15 protein-coding genes and 1 tRNA gene are annotated in these 23294 nt (G+C 41.3%); 4 read left to right on the forward strand and 12 right to left on the reverse strand.

Features of this window, described 5'->3' with window-relative positions:
- Positions 1-137: 137 nt before the first annotated feature.
- Positions 138-1922 carry a serine/threonine-protein kinase gene (locus tag UYK_RS0112250; RefSeq protein ID WP_009458970.1) on the forward strand — a complete coding sequence of 595 codons (1785 nt, stop codon included), beginning with the start codon at positions 138-140 and terminating at the stop codon, positions 1920-1922.
- Positions 1923-1933: 11 nt separating this feature from the next.
- Here the strand turns inward: UYK_RS0112250 and UYK_RS0112255 are convergent, their stop codons facing one another.
- Entirely contained in the window at positions 1934-4681 is a 2748-nt protein-coding gene (locus UYK_RS0112255; protein ID WP_009458969.1) for a cation-translocating P-type ATPase, read from the reverse strand.
- A gap of 182 nt (positions 4682-4863) precedes the next feature.
- Between UYK_RS0112255 and UYK_RS0112260 the strand changes: the two genes are divergently transcribed.
- On the forward strand, positions 4864-5967 hold the full coding sequence (locus tag UYK_RS0112260) for a DNA polymerase III subunit delta (RefSeq protein ID WP_026086447.1): 1104 nt from the start codon (positions 4864-4866) through the stop codon (positions 5965-5967).
- An 80-nt stretch (positions 5968-6047) separates the two neighbouring features.
- On the opposite strand, the gene UYK_RS0112265 is transcribed toward UYK_RS0112260, so the two are convergent.
- The 5 genes from UYK_RS0112265 to UYK_RS0112285 all read right to left on the reverse strand — a co-directional run bounded on the left by UYK_RS0112265 (position 6048) and on the right by UYK_RS0112285 (position 13861).
- A complete protein-coding gene (locus tag UYK_RS0112265; protein WP_009458967.1) occupies positions 6048-6764 on the reverse strand; it encodes a DevA family ABC transporter ATP-binding protein in 717 nt (238 codons plus the stop codon).
- 110 nt (positions 6765-6874) lie between these two features.
- Positions 6875-8032 (reverse strand): ABC transporter permease DevC, encoded by a 1158-nt coding sequence (devC, locus tag UYK_RS0112270; RefSeq protein ID WP_009458966.1) that lies wholly within the window; start codon positions 8030-8032, stop codon positions 6875-6877.
- A gap of 120 nt (positions 8033-8152) precedes the next feature.
- Positions 8153-9445, reverse strand: coding sequence for an HlyD family efflux transporter periplasmic adaptor subunit (locus tag UYK_RS0112275; protein ID WP_026086448.1), 1293 nt, complete (start codon positions 9443-9445; stop codon positions 8153-8155).
- A gap of 849 nt (positions 9446-10294) precedes the next feature.
- The gene (locus UYK_RS0112280; RefSeq protein ID WP_009458964.1) at positions 10295-11032 is read right to left on the reverse strand and encodes a phycocyanobilin:ferredoxin oxidoreductase; all 738 of its coding nucleotides are present in this window, start codon (positions 11030-11032) and stop codon (positions 10295-10297) included.
- Positions 11033-11227: 195 nt separating this feature from the next.
- Entirely contained in the window at positions 11228-13861 is a 2634-nt protein-coding gene (locus UYK_RS0112285) for a trans-splicing intein-formed DNA polymerase III subunit alpha N-terminal partner DnaE-N (protein WP_009458963.1), read from the reverse strand.
- A gap of 222 nt (positions 13862-14083) precedes the next feature.
- Between UYK_RS0112285 and UYK_RS26545 the strand changes: the two genes are divergently transcribed.
- Positions 14084-14230, forward strand: coding sequence for a hypothetical protein (locus tag UYK_RS26545; protein WP_162138641.1), 147 nt, complete (start codon positions 14084-14086; stop codon positions 14228-14230).
- A 700-nt stretch (positions 14231-14930) separates the two neighbouring features.
- Here UYK_RS26545 and recN read toward each other — a convergent pair.
- Positions 14931-16676 carry a DNA repair protein RecN gene (gene recN / locus UYK_RS0112295; RefSeq protein ID WP_009458962.1) on the reverse strand — a complete coding sequence of 582 codons (1746 nt, stop codon included), beginning with the start codon at positions 16674-16676 and terminating at the stop codon, positions 14931-14933.
- Positions 16677-17127: 451 nt separating this feature from the next.
- Here recN and UYK_RS0112305 point away from each other — a divergent pair, with 451 nt between their 5' ends.
- The gene (locus tag UYK_RS0112305; protein ID WP_009458961.1) at positions 17128-19188 is read left to right on the forward strand and encodes an ABC1 kinase family protein; all 2061 of its coding nucleotides are present in this window, start codon (positions 17128-17130) and stop codon (positions 19186-19188) included.
- Here UYK_RS0112305 and UYK_RS0112310 read toward each other — a convergent pair.
- From UYK_RS0112310 to UYK_RS0112330, 5 genes are all read right to left on the reverse strand, one after another.
- On the reverse strand, positions 19157-20374 hold the full coding sequence (locus tag UYK_RS0112310; protein ID WP_009458960.1) for an aminotransferase class V-fold PLP-dependent enzyme: 1218 nt from the start codon (positions 20372-20374) through the stop codon (positions 19157-19159). The genes UYK_RS0112305 and UYK_RS0112310 overlap by 32 nt on opposite strands.
- 23 nt (positions 20375-20397) lie before the next feature.
- Positions 20398-20469, reverse strand: a tRNA-Asn gene (locus UYK_RS0112315).
- A 181-nt stretch (positions 20470-20650) separates the two neighbouring features.
- Positions 20651-21202, reverse strand: coding sequence for an NYN domain-containing protein (locus tag UYK_RS0112320; protein WP_009458959.1), 552 nt, complete (start codon positions 21200-21202; stop codon positions 20651-20653).
- 376 nt (positions 21203-21578) lie between these two features.
- Complete coding sequence (locus tag UYK_RS0112325; protein ID WP_009458958.1) at positions 21579-22250, reverse strand: ABC transporter ATP-binding protein; 672 nt, start codon at positions 22248-22250, stop codon at positions 21579-21581.
- Between the two features lie 15 nt (positions 22251-22265).
- Entirely contained in the window at positions 22266-22538 is a 273-nt protein-coding gene (locus UYK_RS0112330) for a UPF0367 protein family (RefSeq protein ID WP_009458957.1), read from the reverse strand.
- Positions 22539-23294 lie beyond the last annotated feature (756 nt).

The raw sequence follows: 23294 nt of genomic DNA on the forward strand, positions 1-23294 counted from the left end.
AAATCCAGCTATTACGAACATGCAATAAAATTTTTAAAGATCCTCTCAAAGTTAGTTTCTTAAAAAAGCTTTTTTTGCAAAAATTAATAGGGTTATCGCCCTATCATGGGTATGTCAATTGCGTTTAGGTAAAGCTGATGCTCTTCGGCAAAGTTCTCCGGAATCGCTACAAAATCCTTAAAAAGTTGGGAAGCGGCGGATTTGGTGATACCTTTCTTGCTGAAGATATGGATTTGCCTGGCAATCCAAGGTGTGTTGTGAAACATCTACAAACTCGCAACCCAAATCCAGAAATCTTGCAGATTGCCAAGAGACTATTTAACCAAGAAGCAGAAGTTTTGTATCGTTTAGGCAAACATCATGAGCAAATTCCTGAACTTTTAGCCCATTTTGAAGAAAATGGTGAATTCTATTTGGTGCAGGAATTCATAGATGGACACGATTTAACTACGGAAATTATTCCTGGTAAACAGCTTAGTGAAACTCAAGTCTTAAAACTCCTAAAGGAAATACTAGAAGTTTTAGCAGTTGTCCATGAACATGGTGTGATCCACCGAGATATAAAATTGCAAAATATTATGCGTCGTCAAGACGGCAAAATTGTCCTGATTGACTTTGGTTCTGTCAAGGAAATTAAAAGCTTAGCGACCAACACAGAAGGAGAAGTAAACTCTACCATTGTCATCGGCACACCCGGCTACATCCCAAACGAACAAGCCAATGGTAAACCAAGACTTTCCAGCGATGTCTATGCAGTGGGAATGCTAGGAATTCAAGCTTTAACAGGTGTACAACCACGTAAGCTACCCACTGATCCGGCGGATGGAGAAGTCGTTTGGCGCAACTTGGTCAGTATCAGCAATGAGTTAGCCGATATTTTAACCAAAATGGTGCGCTGTAACTTCAAAGAGCGGTATCAAACGGCAGCAGAAGCATTGCAAGCACTTCAAGCACCATCGTCGCCACCATCAACAATCCAACAAATACCCCCACCAAAAGCCAAAACAGCATATCGTTCATCATCTCGTGCATCGCTTACTCAAGGATTTCCAGCCTTGGGGTTATTTAGTTTGATTGGGGTTGGGTTTGGTCTAGCCATGCTTGGCAAAACTTTTGTGCCATTCAACTTACAGGAAAATCAACCAACCAAAACCACCAATCCAGCAGTAGAAAATACCAACAACCAGCCACAAGCTTCACCATCAGTACCAAAGAATAAACGTAGCAAAAACTTCTTTACCGCTCCACCAGCAATTTCACCATCGATATTTACACCGCAGCGTGATTTTAATAAGCCTGCAACACCAGCACCATCTCCCTCTCCCACCAAGAACGATACAAAATCATCTCAACCTGTTGTGAAGGAAGAAACTAACTTATTTCCACCACCTCCAACAGAAAGGGAATTCCCACTACCTCCACCTGCAATAGAGGAGAAAATTCAACCATCTACACCGCCACCGCCGCCTCCAACCGAAACTGAGTCTCGACCATCTCCATCTCCAACAGAGGGGGAAATTCAACCATCTACACCGCCACCTCCAACCAAAACTGAGTCCCAACCATCTACACCACCGACAACAGAAAATGATGTCCCAGCACCCCCACCTCCAACACCCGCCACAGAAGAACCAAATCAACAAATGATGGTTGTACCCACTACACCCTCCACTGAGGAACCAACTCAGCAGAATACAGTTGTACCCACTACACCCGCCATTGAGGAATCAAATCAGCAAATGATGGTTGTACCCACTACACCCACCACTGAGGAAGCAATTCAGCAGAATACATTTGTACCTAGTATACAAGTGACTGAACAGCCAACTCAGCAGAATACATTTGTACCTAGCACACAAGTGACTGAACAGCCAACTCAGGAAATGATGGTTGTACCTGCTACACCCACAGCAGGAGGGTAACAAAATCAAAATTAATTGGGTGGGTCAATCTTATTTACTACTGCTGACCATAGAATCATGGGTGAACCTACCGCTAAACAGAACAACCACTGCTGAAAACTCAATGGGGCTGTGGAAAATACATCATTGATCAACGGTACATGAGCAAAAATAATCTGCAAAGCGATCGCACCTACAATTCCAAAACCAATTGCCGGAATATCAACATTCTCTTGAATCGTACCATCCATTTTGGCAATCAAATTTGGTATTAATTGACTAATACTCAACAGGTAAAAAATTCGTCCAGCAATTAAAGAATTAATCGCCATTGTCCGGGCTAAATTGATATTGCCCGTCGTATATTCAATATATTCAAATACACCAAAGATCACAATCCAGTTAAACAGAGAAATTGCTAAAATTCGCTTGAGTCGGCTAGCTGATAGCAACGGTTCATTAGGACTACGTGGTGGTTGCTTCATCACGTTTTGCGGCTTTGGTTCAAATGCCAATGGTACTGTCATGGTGATGGAATTCAGCATATTTAGCCAGAGAACTTGTAACGATAGAATTGGCAATTCTCTAGATAATAAAACACTGAATAAAATTGTCATTGATTCTCCACCATTCACTGGCAGAATAAAGTAAATCGCTTTCAACAGGTTTCTGTAAACTGCCCGTCCTTCTTCCACCGCCGCTTCAATTGAGGCAAAATTATCATCGGTAAGTACCATATCTGCTGCTTCTTTGGCAACTTCTGTACCTGCGCCTCCCATTGCAATACCAATATCTGCCTTTTTCAGTGCGGGTGCATCGTTGACACCATCCCCTGTCATGGCGACAATCTCGCCTTTAGACTGCAACGCCTCCACCAAACGCAGCTTTTGTTCTGGTGCAACACGGGCAAATACCACACCCTCTTCTGCAACTTCTGCTAGTTCCTGTTGATCCATCTGTGCCAATTCTGCCCCTGTAAAGGCCAGAACTGATCCATTTTTATGAATTCCCATGCGTCTAGCTATGGCTTGGGCAGTCACCGCATGATCACCCGTAATCATTTTTACCTGAATACCCGCTTCTTGACAGGCTTGCACTGCTTTTGTGGCACTCTCGCGTGGCGGATCAATCATTCCCTGCAAACCCAAGAAAATCAAACCAGTGTCAATGTCTTCATGATCTACCGTCATTTGCTGATTGGACACTGGTTTTTTCGCGAACGCTAGCACCCGCAAACCCTGCCGTGCCATGATATTCACCTCCCGCTCAATGATTGTTTGGCGGAAAGTTTCTACACAATCAATGGGATGGGTTTGTCCATCTATTTTCTGCAAGAGTGTACAACGTTTGAGAATTGCTTCTGCTGAACCTTTGACGTAAATAGTCTTACCCTGAGGAGTTTTATGTAAAGTCGCCATGTACTGATAGTCAGATTCAAAAGGAATGCCATCCAACCTTGGCATCTTTTTGGTAAAGTGAGACTGACTAAAACCTGCTTTCTCGGCAGATGCAATTAACGCCCCTTCGGTTGGATCACCAACTACTACCCACTTCCCATTTTTGTTTTCCAAGTGAGAATCATTGCATAACAAACCAGCTAGAAGGCACTCTTGCAAACCTTTTTCAGTATTTAAATTCACTAGTTTGTCATCTAGGAGAATTTCTCCCTCTGGGGCGTAACCTACACCTGTGACTGTATACTGGTGTCCGCCCGCATAGATTGCCTGTACCGTCATCTGGTTTTCTGTGAGAGTGCCGGTTTTATCAGAACAAACTACAGTTGCACTCCCCAAAGTTTCGACTGCTGGTAACTTACGGATAATTGCGTGCCGTCGCGCCATGCGAGAAACACCAATCGCTAGTGTTACAGTTACTACTGCTGGTAAACCTTCAGGAATGGCACTGACGATTAAAGTTACGGCTGCTTCCAAGGCTTCTTGTAAGTTTTTGTAGCTAAGTCCTGCGACAAACGTCAATGTTGCCAGTCCTAGTACCACCCGTAACCAATTGCGACTGAATTTGTCAAATTTCCGAGTTAAGGGGGTGGAAAGGTCGGTATGGCGTTCCATTAATTGCGAAATGCGACCTGTTTCAGTGGCGTTACCTGTAGCAACTACGATACCCATCGCTTGTCCAAAGGTGACAAAACCACCTGCATAAGCCATATTTTTACGTTCTGCTAGGGGAGTGTCAGTCTTTAAAGCTCGAGTATCTTTTTCTACTGCCACTGATTCACCTGTCAGTGCTGATTCATCTACTTGTAAATTTCGTACCTGTACAAGCCGTAAATCTGCTGGTACTTTATCACCAGAGGTAAGCAAAACTATGTCACCTGGTACTAATTCTTGTGATTGTATGCGTGATTTTTTACCATCGCGTATCACTGTAGTTTCAGTTGTGATCGCTTTTGCTAGTGCTGCGATCGCACCCTCGGCTTTTGATTCTTGTATGAATCCAATGATGGCGTTGGTGGTGGTGACGCCCCAAATTACCCCCGCATTCACAAAACTACCAGAGATTGCTTTGACTAAACCCGCCCCTAACAAAATGATTAGTAGCGGCTGGTTAAATTGCAGCAAAAATTTCCACCACCAAGGTTTGCTTTTCTTGGCTGTGAGTTCGTTCGCACCAAATTCAGCTAAACGCTGTTTGATTTGTACACTATTCAAACCTGTTTCTAAATCAGTTTCTAAGTCAGCGATCGCTTCGACTATTTCTAAAGAATGCCAAGTTTTGGGCTGCCCTTCTGGCAGTCCAAGCGCAGATATAGTTTGAACCATAATTTTATACTTTCTTAATTCGTGCTATTTATTGTTTAACACGATTTTTTAGTGCTGCGTTTAGATAAACACTAATGTTTTTAGATAGTCACGATTATTTTTCTCAATACTTGATGTCTTGTATAAGCAATGGGTATGCTTTCCATAGAGGCCAGGCTTATATTTCTGAAGGCAAAAAACGCGTGAACTTGGAACTGTCTACCCCTCTAGAATTAATGGGACGTTCAACAGAATTTCAGCGCATAGTAGAAGTTCTGGCAGAAGATGGTGACTTGTTAATTGCAGGAGTACCAGGAAGTGGACGGCGTACTTTGGTACGGAGGGCAGCTTTAGCAGTGGGGGCCATTATCCTAGAGATAGACTGCATCCGCGCCACAGATGGAGAGAGATTTGTGCAGTTAATGGCGGAGGCGATCGCTCAAAATTTTGATGCAGTTAAAATTCAAGATTGGGTTGCTAGCAGTGGCAAAGAATTTTTTCGCTTCCAGATTGAAGAGAACTCCTCAATCCCCACTAGCAAACTAATACTAATGCGTTCCCTGAATGCAAAACAGCTGTGGCAAGCATTTGAGCTTTTGCTGGAATTACCCCAAATTTTGGCTGAATCTCAAAATCAGCGAGTGGTGATCATATTGCAGAGTTTCCCTCATATCCGCTCATGGGATCGTCACAGTTTATGGGAAGCTACATTCAGACGAGAAATTAATCAGCAAACTCATGTCAATTATGTACTCATAGCAACTATTGCCGAGACAACTCACTACTCCCAAGAGACTAACTACCCATTGGAGACTATACAGTTAGCACCGTTAGCTAGAGATGTTGTAGCAGTATGGGCAAGGGAGATTTTACAAACAGTAGGACTAACATTTGATTCCCGTTCCAAAGCCATGCAACTATTTTTAGATGCTGTCCAAGGACACATCGGTGATGCAGTGGCTATAATTCGTCGTCTGCAAGCTTTACGTCGTCCTGATGGGTTAATTACTGAACAAGAAGTACAACAGGCGATTGAAGAACTACTTAAGGATTTATCTATCACCTTTGAGTCCTTACTAATGCTACTTCCAGGTAATCAAGTTCACCTTTTGGAATGTCTAGCAACAGATCCCACCGAAAAACCCCAAAGTAGAGAGTATATTCAAAAACATGGACTTTCTCGTGGTGGTAGCCTTCAGGGCGCACTCACTGGACTTCAACACAAAGGCTTGATTTACGGTGCTGAACAACGGTATCAAATGGCATTGCCTTTACTGGCTTTATGGTTACGTCAGCGTTTGGGCTAGGAACTGAAACAATTTGGGATTTTAGATTTTGCGAAAAGTTTGTAGACGTAGAGACGCGCCATGGCGCATCTCTACATTAGTTAATAAACTTTACCTTTAACAACTGCACCTTGGTATTGACGTACTAAAATACCATCTTCCATTTCGACGATACGATCAGCAATGTCTAAAATCCGGTTATCGTGAGTTACCAACAAAATCGATGTTCCTTGTTCTTTAGCAAGACGCTGCATCAATTCCACAACATCGCGTCCTGATTGTTTGTCTAAGGCTGCTGTAGGTTCGTCTGCTAAGACTAATGCTGGATTATTGACCAAAGCACGAGCGATCGCTATTCTTTGTTTTTGTCCTCCAGATAAACTATCTGGATAGTAGTTAATTCTTTGTCCCAAACCAACTGCTCTCAGTATACTTTCGGCTTTAGCAATAGCTTCTTTTTGAGATATATTTTTGTTCAATTCCACCGCCATTTGTACGTTTTGTCTTGCGGTTAAGAATTCTAATAAATTATGGGCTTGAAAAATATAACCAATATTACGCCGAATATTGACTAATTTTGTTTGACTAGCTCGATATAATTCCTTACCTAAAAACTTCAAACTGCCTTCTTGCACAGACCGCAAACCACCAATTAAGCTTAGTAACGTTGTTTTACCTGACCCTGAAGGACCAGTCATCAATACGATTTCTCCCGGATAAATTTCTAGATTAATATCAAATAGAATTTGCCTTCTCAGCGCACCTTTACCATAATAATGGTTGATATGTTGAATAGAAATTACAGGTTCTGGTTTCATAGTAAATAGTTAGTGGTTAGTAGGTAGAGACGCGAGTAATATCGCATCTGTACAATAGTAGTTAGTGGTTTGTTATTCCCAATTACCAATTACCCATTACCAATTACCCCTTAAAAGATATCTGCTGGGTCGGCATATCGTAATTTTCTGACAGCGATCGCACCTGAAATAAAGCACATAATGATTGTTAAAATCAGTACTTGTATTGCTCGACCAGCACTCATATAAACTGGTAATAAAGTTGCTTGTCTAGCTTGTTGATAAAGAAATAAAGAAAAAGCCAATCCTGGTATATATCCTAAAATTGCCAAAATCAAAGCTTCTTGCAGAATCACAATTAGTAAGTATTCTTGTGCATAGCCAATTGCTTTGAGAGTGGCATATTCAACTAAGTGATCTGCTACTTCTGTATAAAGGATTTGATAAACAATCACAGTGCCAACAATAAAACCCATGATTGTTCCTAAAGTAAAAATAAAGCCGATCGCTGTACTACTTGCCCAAAAATTTCTCTCTTTATCAATATATTCTTGCTTCGTTAAAACTCTGACATCAGGTGGTAAATAATTCCTTAATTCTTTAGCCACAGCCTCTGCATTGGCACCCGGTTTGAGCTTAATTAAACCAATATCAATTAATCCTGGCTGTCGATTAAAAAATATCCGCAAAAAGTTTACATCGCTCGTAATTAAATTACCATCTGCACCAAAGGATGCTCCTAAGGTAAATAAACCTCCTACCTTGATTAACCTTCTTCTTACTTCTGCGGTAACTAATTTACCTTGTGCAAATTTAGCTGCAATTGGCCCATATTCTTGGCGTGATGATCTATCATATAAAACTACATCCGGTATTTTAATTTTATCTAAATTCTCTTCCAGTCCTTCGAGTTTTAATACGTTAGATTGGGGGTTAAAACCAATGACAAGTAAGTTACGGGGGATGCCTGTTATGGGATTTTTCCAGCTAGTATAGTCTAAATATATAGGATGTACTGATTGTACTGCTTGTAAATCTAAAGCTTTATATAAGCGTCTCTGGGAAATGGGCTTCATCGATAGTAAGGCACTAGATTGGGGATTAATTAAAACAATATCGCCCTGTAAGCTACTATGAAACCTCACGTTACTATAGTACAGAGAATCTCGAAATCCGAGTTGCATAAACATCAAAATATCGGCAAAGGCAATTCCTGCCAAAGCTACAGCTAGGCGCGTTTTTTCACGTTTTAATTGTAGCCAAGCAAGAGGTATTTTGCTGCCAAACATTATGTTTATCTCCAAGGATTTTATATAAAAAATTGCAAGTAAATTTCAAATTTTCAAACTAAGCTATGATTTTAATTTCCTAATTCCCAATTCCTAATTCAGAATTCATAATTTATAATTTTAAAGATTAATGCCCACAACTACCTTGGCATAAGTTAAACCTGCCACTTTAGCGCTATCTTCAGCAGATAAAGCTATTTTGACTTCCACAACTCTTGCATCTACATCTGCGGCGGGATCTGTATTGAGTACATCTTTCTTACCAACTTTTCTACCAATCTCAGTAACTGTTCCTTTTAATTCCCCACTAAAAGCTCCATTTTCACTACTAATTGTTGCTTCTTGACCAAGACGAACTCTACCGATTGTGTCTTCAGAAACTTCAGCAACAACCACCATCTGATCAGTTTTGCCGATCTCAGCAATACCATCTACGCCCACTGTTTCCCCAGCCTGAGTATGAACTTTTAAAATTTCTCCGGCTAGCGGTGCTTCAACATAGCTTAAGCGTAGTTGTGCTTCTGCTTTTCTGAGATTAGCGATCGCATTTACATATTGAGCTTGTACTATTTGCAAATTAGTAGGACGAGTATCTAAAAGTCTTTGCAATTTAGCTCTTTCTTCATCAATTTGCTGTTGCAAAATAGCTATAGTTTTGTCTCGGTTTACTTTCGCTTCTGCAATTTGTTGTTGTAAAGTTGCAATGGTTTGTCTACGTGTGGCTTGGATTTCAGCTAATTGTTCAGTAGCTGTGACTGCACTCAAGCGCCTGTTGTCACGTTCTTGCTGAGAAATTGCGCCTTCTCTGTATAACATCTCATAACGTTGAGCATCAACTTGAGCATTACGTTGTTGAGCTTGAATACGGGCTATACTTGCTCCATAGACATCCCTTTGTCCCCTTAATTCCGCTTCTATACGGTTGATCAAGGCTCGTTGAGCGATGCTTTCACCACGCAACTGAGCGTTTAAGCGAGCTATCACTGCTCTTTGAGCTTCAATGTCTTTTGGTAAAGTTGCTCGAATTTGTTCCAAATTAGCACGGGCTTCTTGGACTCTAGCTCTGGCTTCTTCCAATACAGCTTTGTTATTGCTAAAGCTATCCAAAATAGCGATTACTTGACCTTTTCTAACACGTTCTCCTTCTTTGACAAAAAGTTGTTCAACTCGCGAAGTCCCCTGTATTCCTGTGGGAGCAGAAAGTTTTACTACATCTCCTCGCGGTTCTATGCGTCCCACAGCATGAACAGTAGTGACTATTGGTGCGCTGGCTACAGGTTCCGTCTGTTTCAACTGATCCATTTTGGCCATCGTCAGCAACCCAGCCGCAACTGTGACTGGTAGAGCGATCGCGATCGCCCACCAAAGCTGAGGTTGTTTTCTAAATGCTGATTCCTCTGTCATCCGCGTCATAGTATATTACCCTTCTATTTAAATTCTGCTAATACTAAAGGAAGTAAAAAGTAGCGAAATAAGCATAGTCTTATGAATTAGAAATAGATTTTTGAAAACAGCAAAATATCACCAGTAAATCATAGAAATTTAAAGCTGTTCTTTATATATTTTTATTTTTCCAAGCAACTCTAAAAACCCCCTCAATACTTATGTTTACTAAGAGAAGTTTTTCCCTCCTCGTTGACGGGGAGGATTATGACGGGGTAAAAAATATTCGTGCAAGAGGTCTATTGAACAGCGAAATTTTTCACAATATCGCTTCTAGAGACAAAGCATTGTGACGATTTATCTTGAGTTAAATTAAAGGATGCTCCTTACATCTTTCACTCAGGTAATAGTCTGTTTTTTTTCTTTAAGTAGAACGGTGCAAAAAAACCGAACTATGTAACGGAAAGTAAAGTTGCCCAAAAAGCTCTTCCCTTCAGCATAGCTGCCCTCTGCCTCCTGCCTTGTCATAATGACAATTTTCAACACCGACCTACTTAGAATAGGTATTAATAACCTGACACTAACTATCAATCACAAACCACTAATTTAATTGACAGTTAGAGCAATAATTAGCGAAACTCAAAATCTAAAATTGTTACTACTAGATACACCTGGTTATTTGAAGAGATGGAGTAGATTTTCAAGGCGTGATTACAGTTATTTTACTCCAATTTTACTTTCTTTGAATTAATTCTACATTAATAAGTTTTGGTGAAACGTAACAAAACTAACAGATGTTAGATAATTGGTAATGGATAATTAGTAATTGGAAAATATCAATTACCAACAACCAGCTACCAACTACCAACAAAGAAATAATTAATTTGGCAGGTCAAATAAAACAGTACTCATATAATTATCTGCCCATTCTGAACCAAAAGCTTTTTCAAGTACACGACGGGTTTTGTCATTTTGTTGTTGTTTGGTGCAATAGTTATGTTGTCCAGCAATAATTTGCGTTACTTTGTCGGGTGAAATTGGGTTAGAGGCGATCGCATTTTGACAGTGAATATCTAAAAAAGCCTCCACACGTTTGAGAAACATTGTTTCTTCTTCCGTAGAACTCGGACGTACAAATAAACAAAACTCAGAAAAAATATCTCCCCACTCTGGTAATTCACGGGGTTGGGAAAAATCCGCTACTGGTAGCGCCAATAATGCAGAGGTATAAGATTCACTCAAAGAGTGGTCAGAGTTAACAGGTGAAAGATCAGCGATCGCTGCACTAATTTGACCCCTACCACCAACCAAGTCACAACCAAACATTGGTAAGTCATATTCCGGTCGAGGAAACATTACGCAGTGCAGAATATCCAGCATGTTTCCCACTTTTGCCAATTCTAGATGCATTTTGCGGAATTGAGGCGTTTGATAACAGCGATTTTCAATGATCAATTTTTCGCCCTCTAGTCTACCTTCTACATATCCCAATTCCCCAGGCAAATTGTAGGGCGAAAGGTCTAGGTGTTTATGCCAAGCTGCTTCAATGCTATCAGCCAGTTGACGAATGAGGGGATGTTGTTGTTCGCGTAGTGAGGGAATAGAAGTAGTTGACATTTTTAAACCCAGGAATTTTATCTAGTGGCTAGTGTACAACCCACCACGCATCACCCAATCTAGGTTGCAACATATTTTAGGAAGGGGAAAACTTCGTGCGATCGCCCCCACAATGGGGGGATGAAAAAACGACTACAGATGCAAACAGATGAATTATAATTTTGCTGCTAAGTTAATCCCTGATCCCCGATCGCTTCATTCTGGCAATCCTGTCACTTGTAGCAAATCTAATCCCCTAGCGAATATTTCATCAATCGGTAACATTTGCCTATCAATAGTCATAAATTTATGGTCTTTTGTTGCCCGGATTACTGAACCATCTTCTAAACCGTATTCAAACACTTCTTGGTAACCGCGATTATGCCACTGAGCAATAGGTTGTGTACAAACATAACCATTATTATCAACAGTATAAACACTACACTCAATTCTTTTTTCTACAATTTCCCCAATGGGCAAAAATCCATATTCTACAGTCAAAATTTCAGTTTCATAACTCAAGCAATATTCGGCAAATTTTAACATCTGCTCGAATAATTCTTCTGCAATTTGTTGTTTGACACCATTTTTTGCTGCACCATCAATAAATTTTTCTCGCTGTTTCTGCATTTCTGAAACTTTCTTTTTACCCATTGCCCGGCGCAGCAAATCAGCTTGACCTAAGGAATATCCAGCCATATCTTGAGCAATTTTCATAATTTGCTCTTGATAAACCATAATTCCATAGGTTTCATCTAAAATTGGTTCTAAAATTGTGTGTTCATAATCTATGTTTTCACGACCATGTTTGCGGTTAATAAATTTTGGAATCAACCCTGCATCTAATGGTCCTGGTCGATATAGTGCCAGAATCGAAGAAATATCTTCTATATTAGAAGGTTTCAAATCACGTACTATCTGACGCATTCCAGAAGATTCTAACTGAAATACACCCTCTAATTCACCTGCTTCTAATAATTCGTAGGTCTTCTTCACATCTGGAGGCAGTTTTGCGCCTTCTCCACCTTTGGCTAATATTTTCTGGGCTTTTCTTTCCTGGGCGGTAATTACATAAGGGTCAATCTTAAATCCATGATTATTTTCAATTAATTCGATGGTTTTCTGAATCATGCTTAGATTCTTTAAGCCGAGAAAATCCATTTTTAACAAACCCAGTGATTCTAAATCTTCCATGAAATACTGGGTAATGACAGAACCATCGTTATTTTTTTGGAGTGGAACAATTTCATCTAATGGATCAGCAGAAATGACTACACCTGCTGCGTGAACACCAAAAGTTTTGTTAGTTCCCTCAATCCGGATTGCCATATCTACCCAATGGCGGACTCTCGGATCGTTTTCGTATCTAGCTTTAAATTCTGGTTCAGGAGTGTCATCAGAAATCATCACCTTTAACTTGGCTGGTTTTCCTCGGGAAACGGGAATCAATTTTGCCATTTTGTCTGCTTCTGCGTAAGGAATATTTAACACTCTGGCGACATCTTTTAAGACTGCTTTGGAAGTCAGACGGTTAAAAGTGATAATTTGGGCAACTCTTTCTGTGCCGTATTTTTGTGTTACATATTCTATGACTTTATCCCGTTGAGCAATACAGAAATCCGTATCAATATCTGGCATGGATTTCCGTTCTGGATTGAGAAATCTTTCAAAGAGTAAGCCATGATGCACAGGATCTATATTGGTAATTCCCATTGTGTAGGCTACCAAAGAACCGGCAGCAGATCCACGACCGGGACCAACCGGGATATCATTATCTCGAGCAAATTTGATGTAGTCCCACACAACTAAAAAATAGCTGGAAAAACCCATTTGCTGAATCATTTTTAATTCATATTCCAGCCTTTCTTTGTAAACTTGATCTATTTCGTTGCGGGATTTGCGATTTAGTTTTTGTAGGAGTCCTTGCCAGGCAATTTCTTCTACATAAGTATCAGCAGTATGCCCAGATGGAATCGGATAATTGGGAATCCGAGGCTCGCCCAAAATATTGTATGGTTCGATTTTATCTGCTACTTCTACAGTATTAGCGATCGCTTCTTCAATGACATCATCTGGCAAATGGTCACGAAATAGCTGCTTCATCTCTTCAGCGGATTTTAAATACTCTGTACCGCTGTAACGCATCCGGTTATCTTCAGTAATTAATTTCCCAGTTTGAATACACAATAAGGCATCGTGTGCTTCGACGTCATAACAAGAAATATAATGGGAATCATTGGTAGCGACAATTTTTATGTCTAATTCCCGCGCAATTTTGACAATTTCCACATTGACAATCCGGTCTTCTTGGGAACCGTGGTCTTGAATTTCTAGATAATAATCTCCAGCAAATACATCTTTATACCATTGAGCAACTCGGCGGGCTGCATCTAATTTTCCAGCTAGAATTGCTTGGGGTATTTCTCCACCCAAACAGGCACTGGTAACTATTAAATCTTCATGATATTTTTTGAGTAATTCTTTGCTAATACAAGGACGAGAAAAAATGCCTTTGCCTTGTACACCTTGGAGATGAGAAATTGATGTTAATTTAACTAAATTTTTATAACCTTTGGTATTTTTTGCTAAAACAATTTGATGATAACGGGGACGGCGTTCTTGTTTAGTAATATCGCCGTTGATAATATACATTTCATTGCCAATAATTGGCTTAATATTTTTGTTGCGACAAATTTTTATGAGTTCGATCGCACCATACATGACACCATGATCCGTCAGAGCGATCGCTTTAATACCTAGTTCGATGGCACGATCCACCAAATCTGGTAGTTGACTAGCACCATCTAACAGACTGTAGTCACTATGAATGTGCAAAGGAACGAAGGACATATGTGTTTATTTAAGGGGGAATGGGGAAGGGGGGATGGGGAGATCAGGGAGAAATTCTTCTTTGTGTTCCTTGTCCCCAATCCCTCATCCCCGAATCACTATCAAAAGTTACGGTATCTTAGGATAGCTTAGTTTGCCAACATTAAGATTTGTATTTTTTGGAAAAATTTTCTTGGCAAAGTGTTGTGTTTATGGTGACATCACCAGCCTATTCCTGAAGCAATGAGTGAAATAGACAGCATCGAACAGCCAGAAAAAAGGCCATTGTTGGTGGCAGAAAATTCCGCTGACATTGCAAATTATCATTGCCTTGATTTAGCGATCGCAGGTCTTTCTTGTCCTCCTGATTCCCGACCCCCTACTTCCTAACTTGAAAAAGGCCCCTTAGCGTCACATTCCCTATGCCAGCATTTTTTGAGAAGTTCTATTCTGTAGAGATGAGCGAAGCGTCGAGGATTCAATACCAATTTGGTATGAGAACTAAACAAAGGCTGATTGAGATATTGCAACAGAGGGAATTTGAGCTTGGTGTGTTTTGGAGTCATAGGAGCAAGACAATACTATAAGATTAAACTTCGTAGCAGTAGAAAGCAGGCATTTTAAAAGATGCCGATTACTGAATTGCCTAGTTAAACCGTACACAATGTGTATTCAGTTGTCCTTAGGGCAATTGCGGAAAAAATGGGAAGCTAATTGCTCAATTTTGTATGTGATTTTTTTATAGGTATCTTAAGTAACCATTTATATTCGTGAATTAACATAAACATATGAGAACAAGCAGTTAACTTACTGTCTCTTCTGGTTTTCATAGAATCTATCCGGAATTCTTCAGATGCTTCTGACAGGGGTTAGTTTACAAAGCTGTTTCTAAACCCTGTGTACCTACTCCTTTTCTACGGTAATTAGGAGCTTGTGTCAACATAAATTTTGTAAAGGCGATCGCTCGTTAGGGTAATGGGTAATCTAATTGGTAATTAAAAAACTGATAATTTTCCCATGCCCAATGTCCAAGCTTTATATCGTAAAGTTAATGGAACTGGAGGAGTTGTATTGTTTGCTGAGCAACTATTTAGTGTTTTTGTTGGCGATGATTTGCAGCCTGTGTTAGCAAAGATTCTGCAAAAGCGATCGCTTCTTGGGCTGATTTACCACCTGCTAGTTGAGCCAGTTCTTCCCGACGTTTGGTTAAGTTATCCAAGGTAGTAATCCGTACAACAGTACGCTCTTCACTAGAGCCATTGTGTTCTTTCTTACCTTTGATTTGATTGATCACCTGTTTATCTACGCGGAAATGCCGATCTGCCATCGCTGCAACTAAAGGTTGGTGTGTCACACATAATACTTGGTGAAATTGACTTAATTGATGTAATTTTTCCGCGATCGCCTGTGCTACTCTCCCAGAAACACCGACATCAATTTCGTCAAATACCATTGTTCCTGTCGTCTCTGCTTGGGAAAAACAAGCTTTCAGCGCCAGCAAAAATCTACTCATTTCCCCACCAGAGGCAATTTCTGATAGAGGTTGTAGTGGTTCTCCAGGGTTGGGGCTGAACATGAATGTAATTTTGTCTGCGCCAACAATAGTTGGGGGGACAAGGGCAATTTCCACTTGAAACTGTACCTTTTCCATCGCCAAAGGTTTGAGTTCCCTGATCAGTTTGGCTTCTAATTTGGCTGCGGCGGTACGACGTAATTGTGTTAACTTTTGGCAAGCTTGTGTCAGCTTTGCTAAACACTCAGCTTGTTGTATTTCTAAACTTTCTATTGATTGCTCACTGTCGTTGAGTTCGGCTAACTCGGCTTGGATGCGCTGGTAATAAGCGATCGCTTCTGCGAGTGTCGGCCCATACTTCCGACAGATTTGCTTTAATTCCCGAATTCTTTCTTCTACTTCTTCCAAACGCTGGGGATCTGCTTCCAAGCTTTCCCCGTAGGCATTAATTTGCCTGGCTACCTCTACCACTGTTGCTTGAGCATCCCTCACCATATCCAACAGCGTTTGCATTTGGGAGTCGTATTCTACCATGTCACTTAAGACCGTTTCGCTGTCTGCCAGTAAATCTGTGGCGGTTGGCGCTTCGCCATCGTTTTGGTACAAAGCTTGGTATACTTTGTAACTCATCTGTTGGAGTTCGACTACATGATTCAGGCGTTGCCGTTCTTGTTGGAGTTGCTCTAGTTCATCGGGTTCACCGAGGTTGACTTCTCCTAGTTCCTTGACTTGGTAGGTTAATAAGTCCAGTTGTTGCAGGCGTTCCCGTTCTGATGTCCGGCGTTTTTCTAAGGCTTGCTGCGCTTGTTGGTAGGCGTTAAAGGCGTGAGCGACTTCTTGGCGTTGCTGCAAAACAGAGTCGCCACCGTATGCATCCAACCAGTCGCGAATTTGGGCAGATTGCCCGACTAAAACTGTTTGACCTTGGGCAGTGATTTCTACGAGGCGATCGCGTAGTTCTGATATGAATTGCTGATTTACCAACACTCCATTCACTCGCGAGCGACTCCGTACTTTCCCGGAAGTAGCTGTAATTTCTCGACTTATAAATATAGAGTTATCTTCAATTAAGTCTATTTCTTGTTCGGTTAACCAGGCTGCTAAAGCAGAATTAGAAGTAAAAGTTGCTTCTACCATTGCCCGATTTGTACCAGTGCGAATCACGCGACTAGAAACTTTTCCACCTAATACCGCATCAATCGCATCCAAGATAATTGACTTTCCAGCGCCGGTTTCACCTGTCAACACATTTAGTCCAGGGCCAAACTCTAATTCTAATTGGTCAATTAGGGCAAAATTTTCTATTCGCAAAAGAGATAACATTGAGTCATCCGAGTTTTGGATTTTAGAGCCACTGCGCCCTTAAGGATCTCCTGTTTAGCACGTGGCATGATTGTCGAATAAATTTGCTGGCTTTTCCCATCCAGAATTTATTGCTTAAATTCTGCGTCAGGGTAGAAGCCTGATAGATTTGACTTAGAAGATACTAAAAATTGTGTTTTTGCACCCTGCAATACTGACAAACTAAATGTATTAAGCAAGCCCTTTTTAGGGATACCAAAACTAGTGTAGTTGGATTTTTGGATCTTGGCCCAAGCAATAGACTTTCTTAATAGGGCAGAGAATTGGAAATCGGCGATCAGGACTCGGGGATTGGGCAAAAAATCACAAGTTCTTAATTTTAACTTTTTCCTTGTCTCCAGTTCCCAATACCCAACCTTCCTACAAATTGTTACAATACTTAACAAGTTAACTCCGATGCGGTGGTAAGCTCATGAATGAAAATACTGTTTCCCCTACTTCCCAAATAGATCATGAAGTAGTTCCAGAAAATGGTACAAAAATGTCCATTGTGAGTTTACCAGCAGAAGAAATTAAAAAACCCAACGCAGCGCTGGTGATTTCAACAAGCGAATCTGAGGCTTTACGATACAACCCTGAGAACATAGCCACATATTACAGCAGCCGCCCCCTCAAGGTTTTACGACGCATCATCACAGTTTTAACGCCAGCAATCAGATTTGCTTTGGGTATATGGTGGGATAGTAAACGGGGAATTGTAGTCAAAAATGACCGTCGCCGGGCAATTCAATTGCGACAAATCCTGACCAGGCTGGGGCCTGCTTACATTAAAATTGGACAAGCTTTATCTACTCGACCAGATTTGGTTCCTCCCACGTATCTAGAAGAACTGACGCAGTTACAAGACAAATTACCACCTTTTCCGAATGAAATAGCCTACCAGTTTATCCAAGAAGAACTAGGCGCACCTCCTGAAGAAATTTATACTGAACTTTCGTCAGAACCAATCGCTGCTGCTTCCTTGGGGCAGGTTTATAAAGGTAAGCTGAGTACTGGCGAAGAAGTTGCCGTTAAAGTCCAACGTCCTGACCTCCGAGAACGCATTACTATTGACTTATATATCCTGCGCCGACTAGCAGGATGGGTGCAGAAAAACTTTAAACGCATCCGTAGTGACTTGGTGGGTATCCTCGATGAATTGGGCGATCGCATCTTTGAAGAGATGGATTATATTCACGAAGGAGAGAACGCCGAACGCTTTTATCAATTATACGGTCATCTTAAGGACGTTTACGTACCGAAAATTTACTGGGAGTATACCAATCGTCGGGTTTTGACGATGGAATGGATTGAAGGTACGAAATTAACTAATACAGAAGAGATCAAAGCCGAAGGTATAGACGCCCGCTATTTAATAGAGGTAGGAGTACAGTGTTCATTACGACAGTTGTTGGAACACGGATTTTTCCACGCCGATCCCCATCCTGGTAATTTGCTTGCTACCCGCGATGGCAAATTGGCATATCTCGACTTTGGGATGATGAGTGAAATTAAGCTACCCCAGCGTTACGGCTTAATTGAAGCGATTGTCCACGTCGTTAATCGCGATTTTGAAGCTTTAGCCAACGACTACGTGAAGCTAGATTTTCTCTCACCGGATACAGATTTAACACCAATTATTCCCGCATTTGCCAGAGTCTTTGCTGATGCTCAAGGTGCTAGTGTTGCAGAATTAAACATCAAAAGCATCACTGACGAACTCTCAGCTTTGATGTATGAATATCCGTTCCGTGTTCCGCCCTACTACGCTTTAATCATTCGTTCTTTAGTGACACTGGAAGGGATCGCGATTCATATCGATCCTAACTTTAAGGTGTTGAGTGAAGCATATCCTTATGTTGCCAAACGCCTGTTAACCGATCCTTCACCAGAATTACGAGCATCCCTACGAGACTTACTATTTAAAGAAAATCGTTTTCGTTGGAACCGTTTGGAAAACTTGTTACGCAATGCCCGTAACAACCAAGACTATGATTTTAACTTGGTGTTGAACCAGGGAGTGGATTTTCTGTCTTCCGAACGTGGTTCATTTATTCGCGATCGCCTGATAGATGAATTAATTAAAAGTGCAGAAGCCTTGAGTAAAAATGTTCTGCATAACTTTACCTACCTACTTCGGGAAAGAGTCGGCGTCACAGCCATTAACGAAACTCCCGCCGCCACCGACGAACAACAACAAACTTTGGAGCATATCAAACGCATATTAAATATTCTCCGGGAAACCCGTGGTTTTGATCCAACCCAGCTGGTACCCCAAGTTGTACAAATTGTGCTCAACCCAGGCGTACAGCGTTTGGGACAACAAATAGCAGGTCAATTGTTGCAAAAAGCAGCCGCCAGGTTAATTCGGGACTTATTGGCATCGGAAGAAGGCGATCGCAGTTTCGAGGTATCTTTATTCAACCACGAAGACACTAAGACACAAAGGAATGCTAAAGAGGTTAACCACCACTTTCGGCGATCAATTCTCTGAGTGCTTTCCCTAAATACTCATACTCTTTTATCGTGTTGTAAATCTGTGCGGAAATCCTCAGCAGTAACTTCGGTGTTTCTTGCCAAGGAACCATTTGTACCTGAATAGAATACCGATCAAATAACTCATCACGTATAGATAAAAAATTGCGGTTCTCCAAAACGCTAGGAATCGGTACAACAGCCATTGAGCCGATCATTTCTTCCGGACAAGGTGGCAAAACTTCCAGTGTTTCACAAAGTAGCTGTCTGGCTTGCAATGCTAATTGGTGATTGTGCTGTCTCAATTCATCCCAACCACCAGGTAACAGTGAACCCAAAAATGCGATCGCTTCTGGTACGCACATATATGCAGTGGGATCATCTGTTCCCATCCAATCAAATTCCAGTTGAAAGCGACTTTTATCAGTGCGTGGCGAGTTTGCACCGTGGCTAATTGTCAAGGGACGAATTTCTGAGTGTTTATCCCGCCGCACATATAAAAAGGCTGCTCCCTTGGGCGCACACAGCCATTTGTGACAATTTCCTGTGTAATAGGTTGCGCCAATTTCTCGCAAATTTAGGGGTATCATTCCTGGCGCATGAGCGCCATCTACAAGTGTGTCCACACCCCTGGCTTGTAATTGTTGCACTAACTCCTGTAGAGGAAGGATTAACCCTGTTTGACTTGTGACATGATCCAGTAGTGCTAATCTTGTTTTGGGTGAAACTCGCTCTATTACTGCTTCTACAACTTGCTGAGGTGAATCGAGGGGAAAGGGAATTTGAGCAACTACCACCTTTGCCCCTGTGCGACTGGCGATAAAATCAAGTGCATTACGACAGGCGTTGTATTCGTGGTTAGTTGTGAGTATTTCGTCTGTGGGATAAAAAATTAGGGAACGCAACACGCAATTGACGCCAGTGGTTGCATTGGGGACAAATACCACATCTTCGACATCAGTACCAACAAATGCCGCTAATCTGCTTTTAGCTCCATCTAGAAGTGGTTCCCATTCCCTGGTGAAAAATCGCAGTGGTTCCTGTTCGAGTTGCGATCGCAACTGTTGCTGAAATGATAAGACTGCGATCGGACAAGCACCAAAGGAACCATGATTGAGAAAAGTTACTTTTGGGTCAAGCGACCATAAATATTTGAAGGGTGAAGGATTAGGGTTGAAGTGTGAAGCTCTGTCTTTATCCTTCATCTTTTGTCTTTTATCTTCTTTAACTCCCCAGGCAGGATTCGAACCTGCGACCAATCGGTTAACAGCCGACCGCTCTACCACTGAGCTACTGAGGAACGTCACGATTAACAATATTAATACCAAGTTATAGGAATTGGCAAGTACTTTCGGAAAAATTTTTCCAAAAATTTTGTGAGTGTGTTTGAATAGCAAACCTGAATCTAAATTTTTGCCAACACTCAATCAACTCAGACTCCCGGCCAGAGAAATGGTTAGGATTTGATTTGTGTAAACAATCTACTTTAATCCCATTCGCAGTTCAGCTAGGCGCTGTCTTGCTTTGGCATCAATAGAATTAGCTAAAAATCTACTATTGGATTTTTTGCGTGGTTGATACCTTTGCCGCACCCGACAAACTGTGGCTTGCACTTCGTAACATAACTGCTGTGCTGATAACCATTCTGCCCCGTACCCCTGCACCATCAGCTGCTGGGCGCGGTCTGAGGTGGCAACAATCACGCGAGGAATTAAAGATTGAGCTATGGCAGGACGCAAAGATGCACAGGCTTTTTCAATATACGTGTCTGCTGTTTGACCGAAATCAGTATAATAGACGGATACAAGTTCTGTAATAACTTCTTTGTTACTACTAGCATTTTGATATTGGGCATCAAAAACTATTTGTGTCTCATAGCCTTGAAAGGCGCTGTAATCGGTCAAAGCTTCTATCAATTCCCAGCGCGCCGCTTCTAGTCCGGCTTGGTCACGGGTTCTTTTCAGACAAGACCAAGTGCCTATAATGTTGTAGCCGTCTACTAAGAAAACGGCTTGGGGTAAGGAACGGGACATGGTTTTTAATCACAATTATCTAGAGTTAACAAAATTCATTCATAACTTTTATAGTAATTCAATGATCTCTTGTAACACTATGTTACAAAGTTAAAAAACGCAATAGCTTCACAAAATTTGCCTTTATAGGGGCATAGGAACAAGAGGTTAGGAGCTAAAGTAAGTTAAAAGTCAAATTAACAACTAAATGAAGAGAAATTTCTACTTTTGTCTTTTAACCTTTATCCCTATTTCCCAGTCTCTAACAATATTTGCTTGGTGTTAAGGTTTTAAGTTCGCTCTATTAAAGGATGTAGGGGTATTTAAGGATATGAATCTCAGAAAAACTTTGTATTTCTCTTACATCCTTACACCCTTACACCCCCTGTGCCTATCTCTAATCTGTGTGTAACTGCATCAGACGCTGTTTGAGGCGTTGAGCTTCTCCCTTGTCTATCAAGGAACCTTTTTCTAGTAAAAAAGCGCCGTCACAGTAATTTAATTCATCTAAGCGATGCGTAACCCATAGAGCTGTAATACCGCGAGTTTTGACCAGTTTGCGGACACTAGCTACTAATTCTAGTTGACTATCTGGATCAAGCAAGGCAGTGGGTTCATCTAGTAGTAAAACTGCACAGTGACGGGCTAAAGCACCAGCGATCGCTACTCGCTGTTTTTGTCCTCCACTCAAAGCATAGATGGGACGTCTTTGCAGTCCTAATAAATTTACTGCTGCTAATGCTTCCTCAACCCTGGTTCTAATTGTATGTAGTGTTAATTTTTCTTCCACTAGCCCAAAAGCAACATCAGCACCAACAGTAGGCATTACCAATTGATGGTCAGGATTTTGGAAAACAAAGCCCACCGGATGCAAAACGCCAATCTCACCTGATTGGGGTGCTAATAACCCTGCTAGCAGTCTCAGCAATGTTGATTTTCCACTGCCATTTGTACCCAAAAGCATCCAAAATTCTCCCTTGGGTACTTCGATAGAGCAAGATTTAATTACTTTCTCTCCAGAAGGCCAGCTGAAGTTTAAGTCTTTTACCTTAATACCTAGTTCCGCCATTCTTAAGTCATCTCTTTATTCAGAGGTAAGGGCAAAGAAGCCAGGTGGTCTACCACTAGCAGTAGTTGCACTGTCTTTCTGTGTTACCTGCACTCCGGAGATTTCACTAGCACGAACGGCGATTTTTTTCTCTGTTTTACCTTCACACTTGAGTTCTACAATTTCAGGCTTTCCAGAAGACATTGCTGCCAAAATTAGCTGATAAACAGCCTCTGCGTCTTCAGCTGTCTTACGCTGTACCGAAATGGGAAAGGGAGTATTCCTTACGGTTAAATCGATGGTAAACATTTAGCGTTAATTAATTTAACTTTAGGTCTAATTCTAGCTTGAAGAAGGTCGGGAATTGAGATGGAGAGGTGGGGAGGTGGGAAGTGTGAGAAGTATGAGGAGTGTGAGAAGTATGAGGAGTGTGTAGACGCGCAAGCGGTGAGACAGCGCGGTCTACCCTTCGGGAAGCCGCTTGCGCGTCTATGGGGTTCTTCCCCCAACCCCAAAGGGGACTCGGGGCCCCGAATCCCCCATGAGCGACTGCGTTCGCGTAGCGTCCCGGAGGGAACTACCCAGAGGGCTTCCCGTAAGGGTGGAGTGTGGGGAGTGGGCGTTGGAAATTACCAACAACTCACTACTAACCATTAACTACTAACCTCTTACCAATGTGGAGACGTGCCATGGCATCTCTCTACATGTTCAGAAGTATAAAATCGCTGAAACACTCACTAATGGCAAATGACAATTGACGACCCTAGCGAGTTAGCTTTATTTGTGCCGACTCACTTGAACAATGCAAAGTAGAGATTCATCAATATTGAAAATCTAAAATTAATTTACGTTTTTATTTTAAAAATTCATTTAACAAAGATAAAGTTCAGTTAAAAAACCCCTGGAAAAATTAGCGAAGAACACATAATATGATTAGAGAGAGTAAAATTTTGTAAACTAGATTGACAACCTAGTTTACACTCTGTATTTGGTCAGCCAAAAAATGGCAGTCTATAATACAGAAAGTTAAAAACCTTGTACTTATAAAGTTTGGAGATTTTCTCT

It is taken from the genome of Fischerella thermalis PCC 7521, assembly GCF_000317225.1.
GTDB classification, from domain to species: Bacteria; Cyanobacteriota; Cyanobacteriia; order Cyanobacteriales; family Nostocaceae; genus Fischerella; species Fischerella thermalis.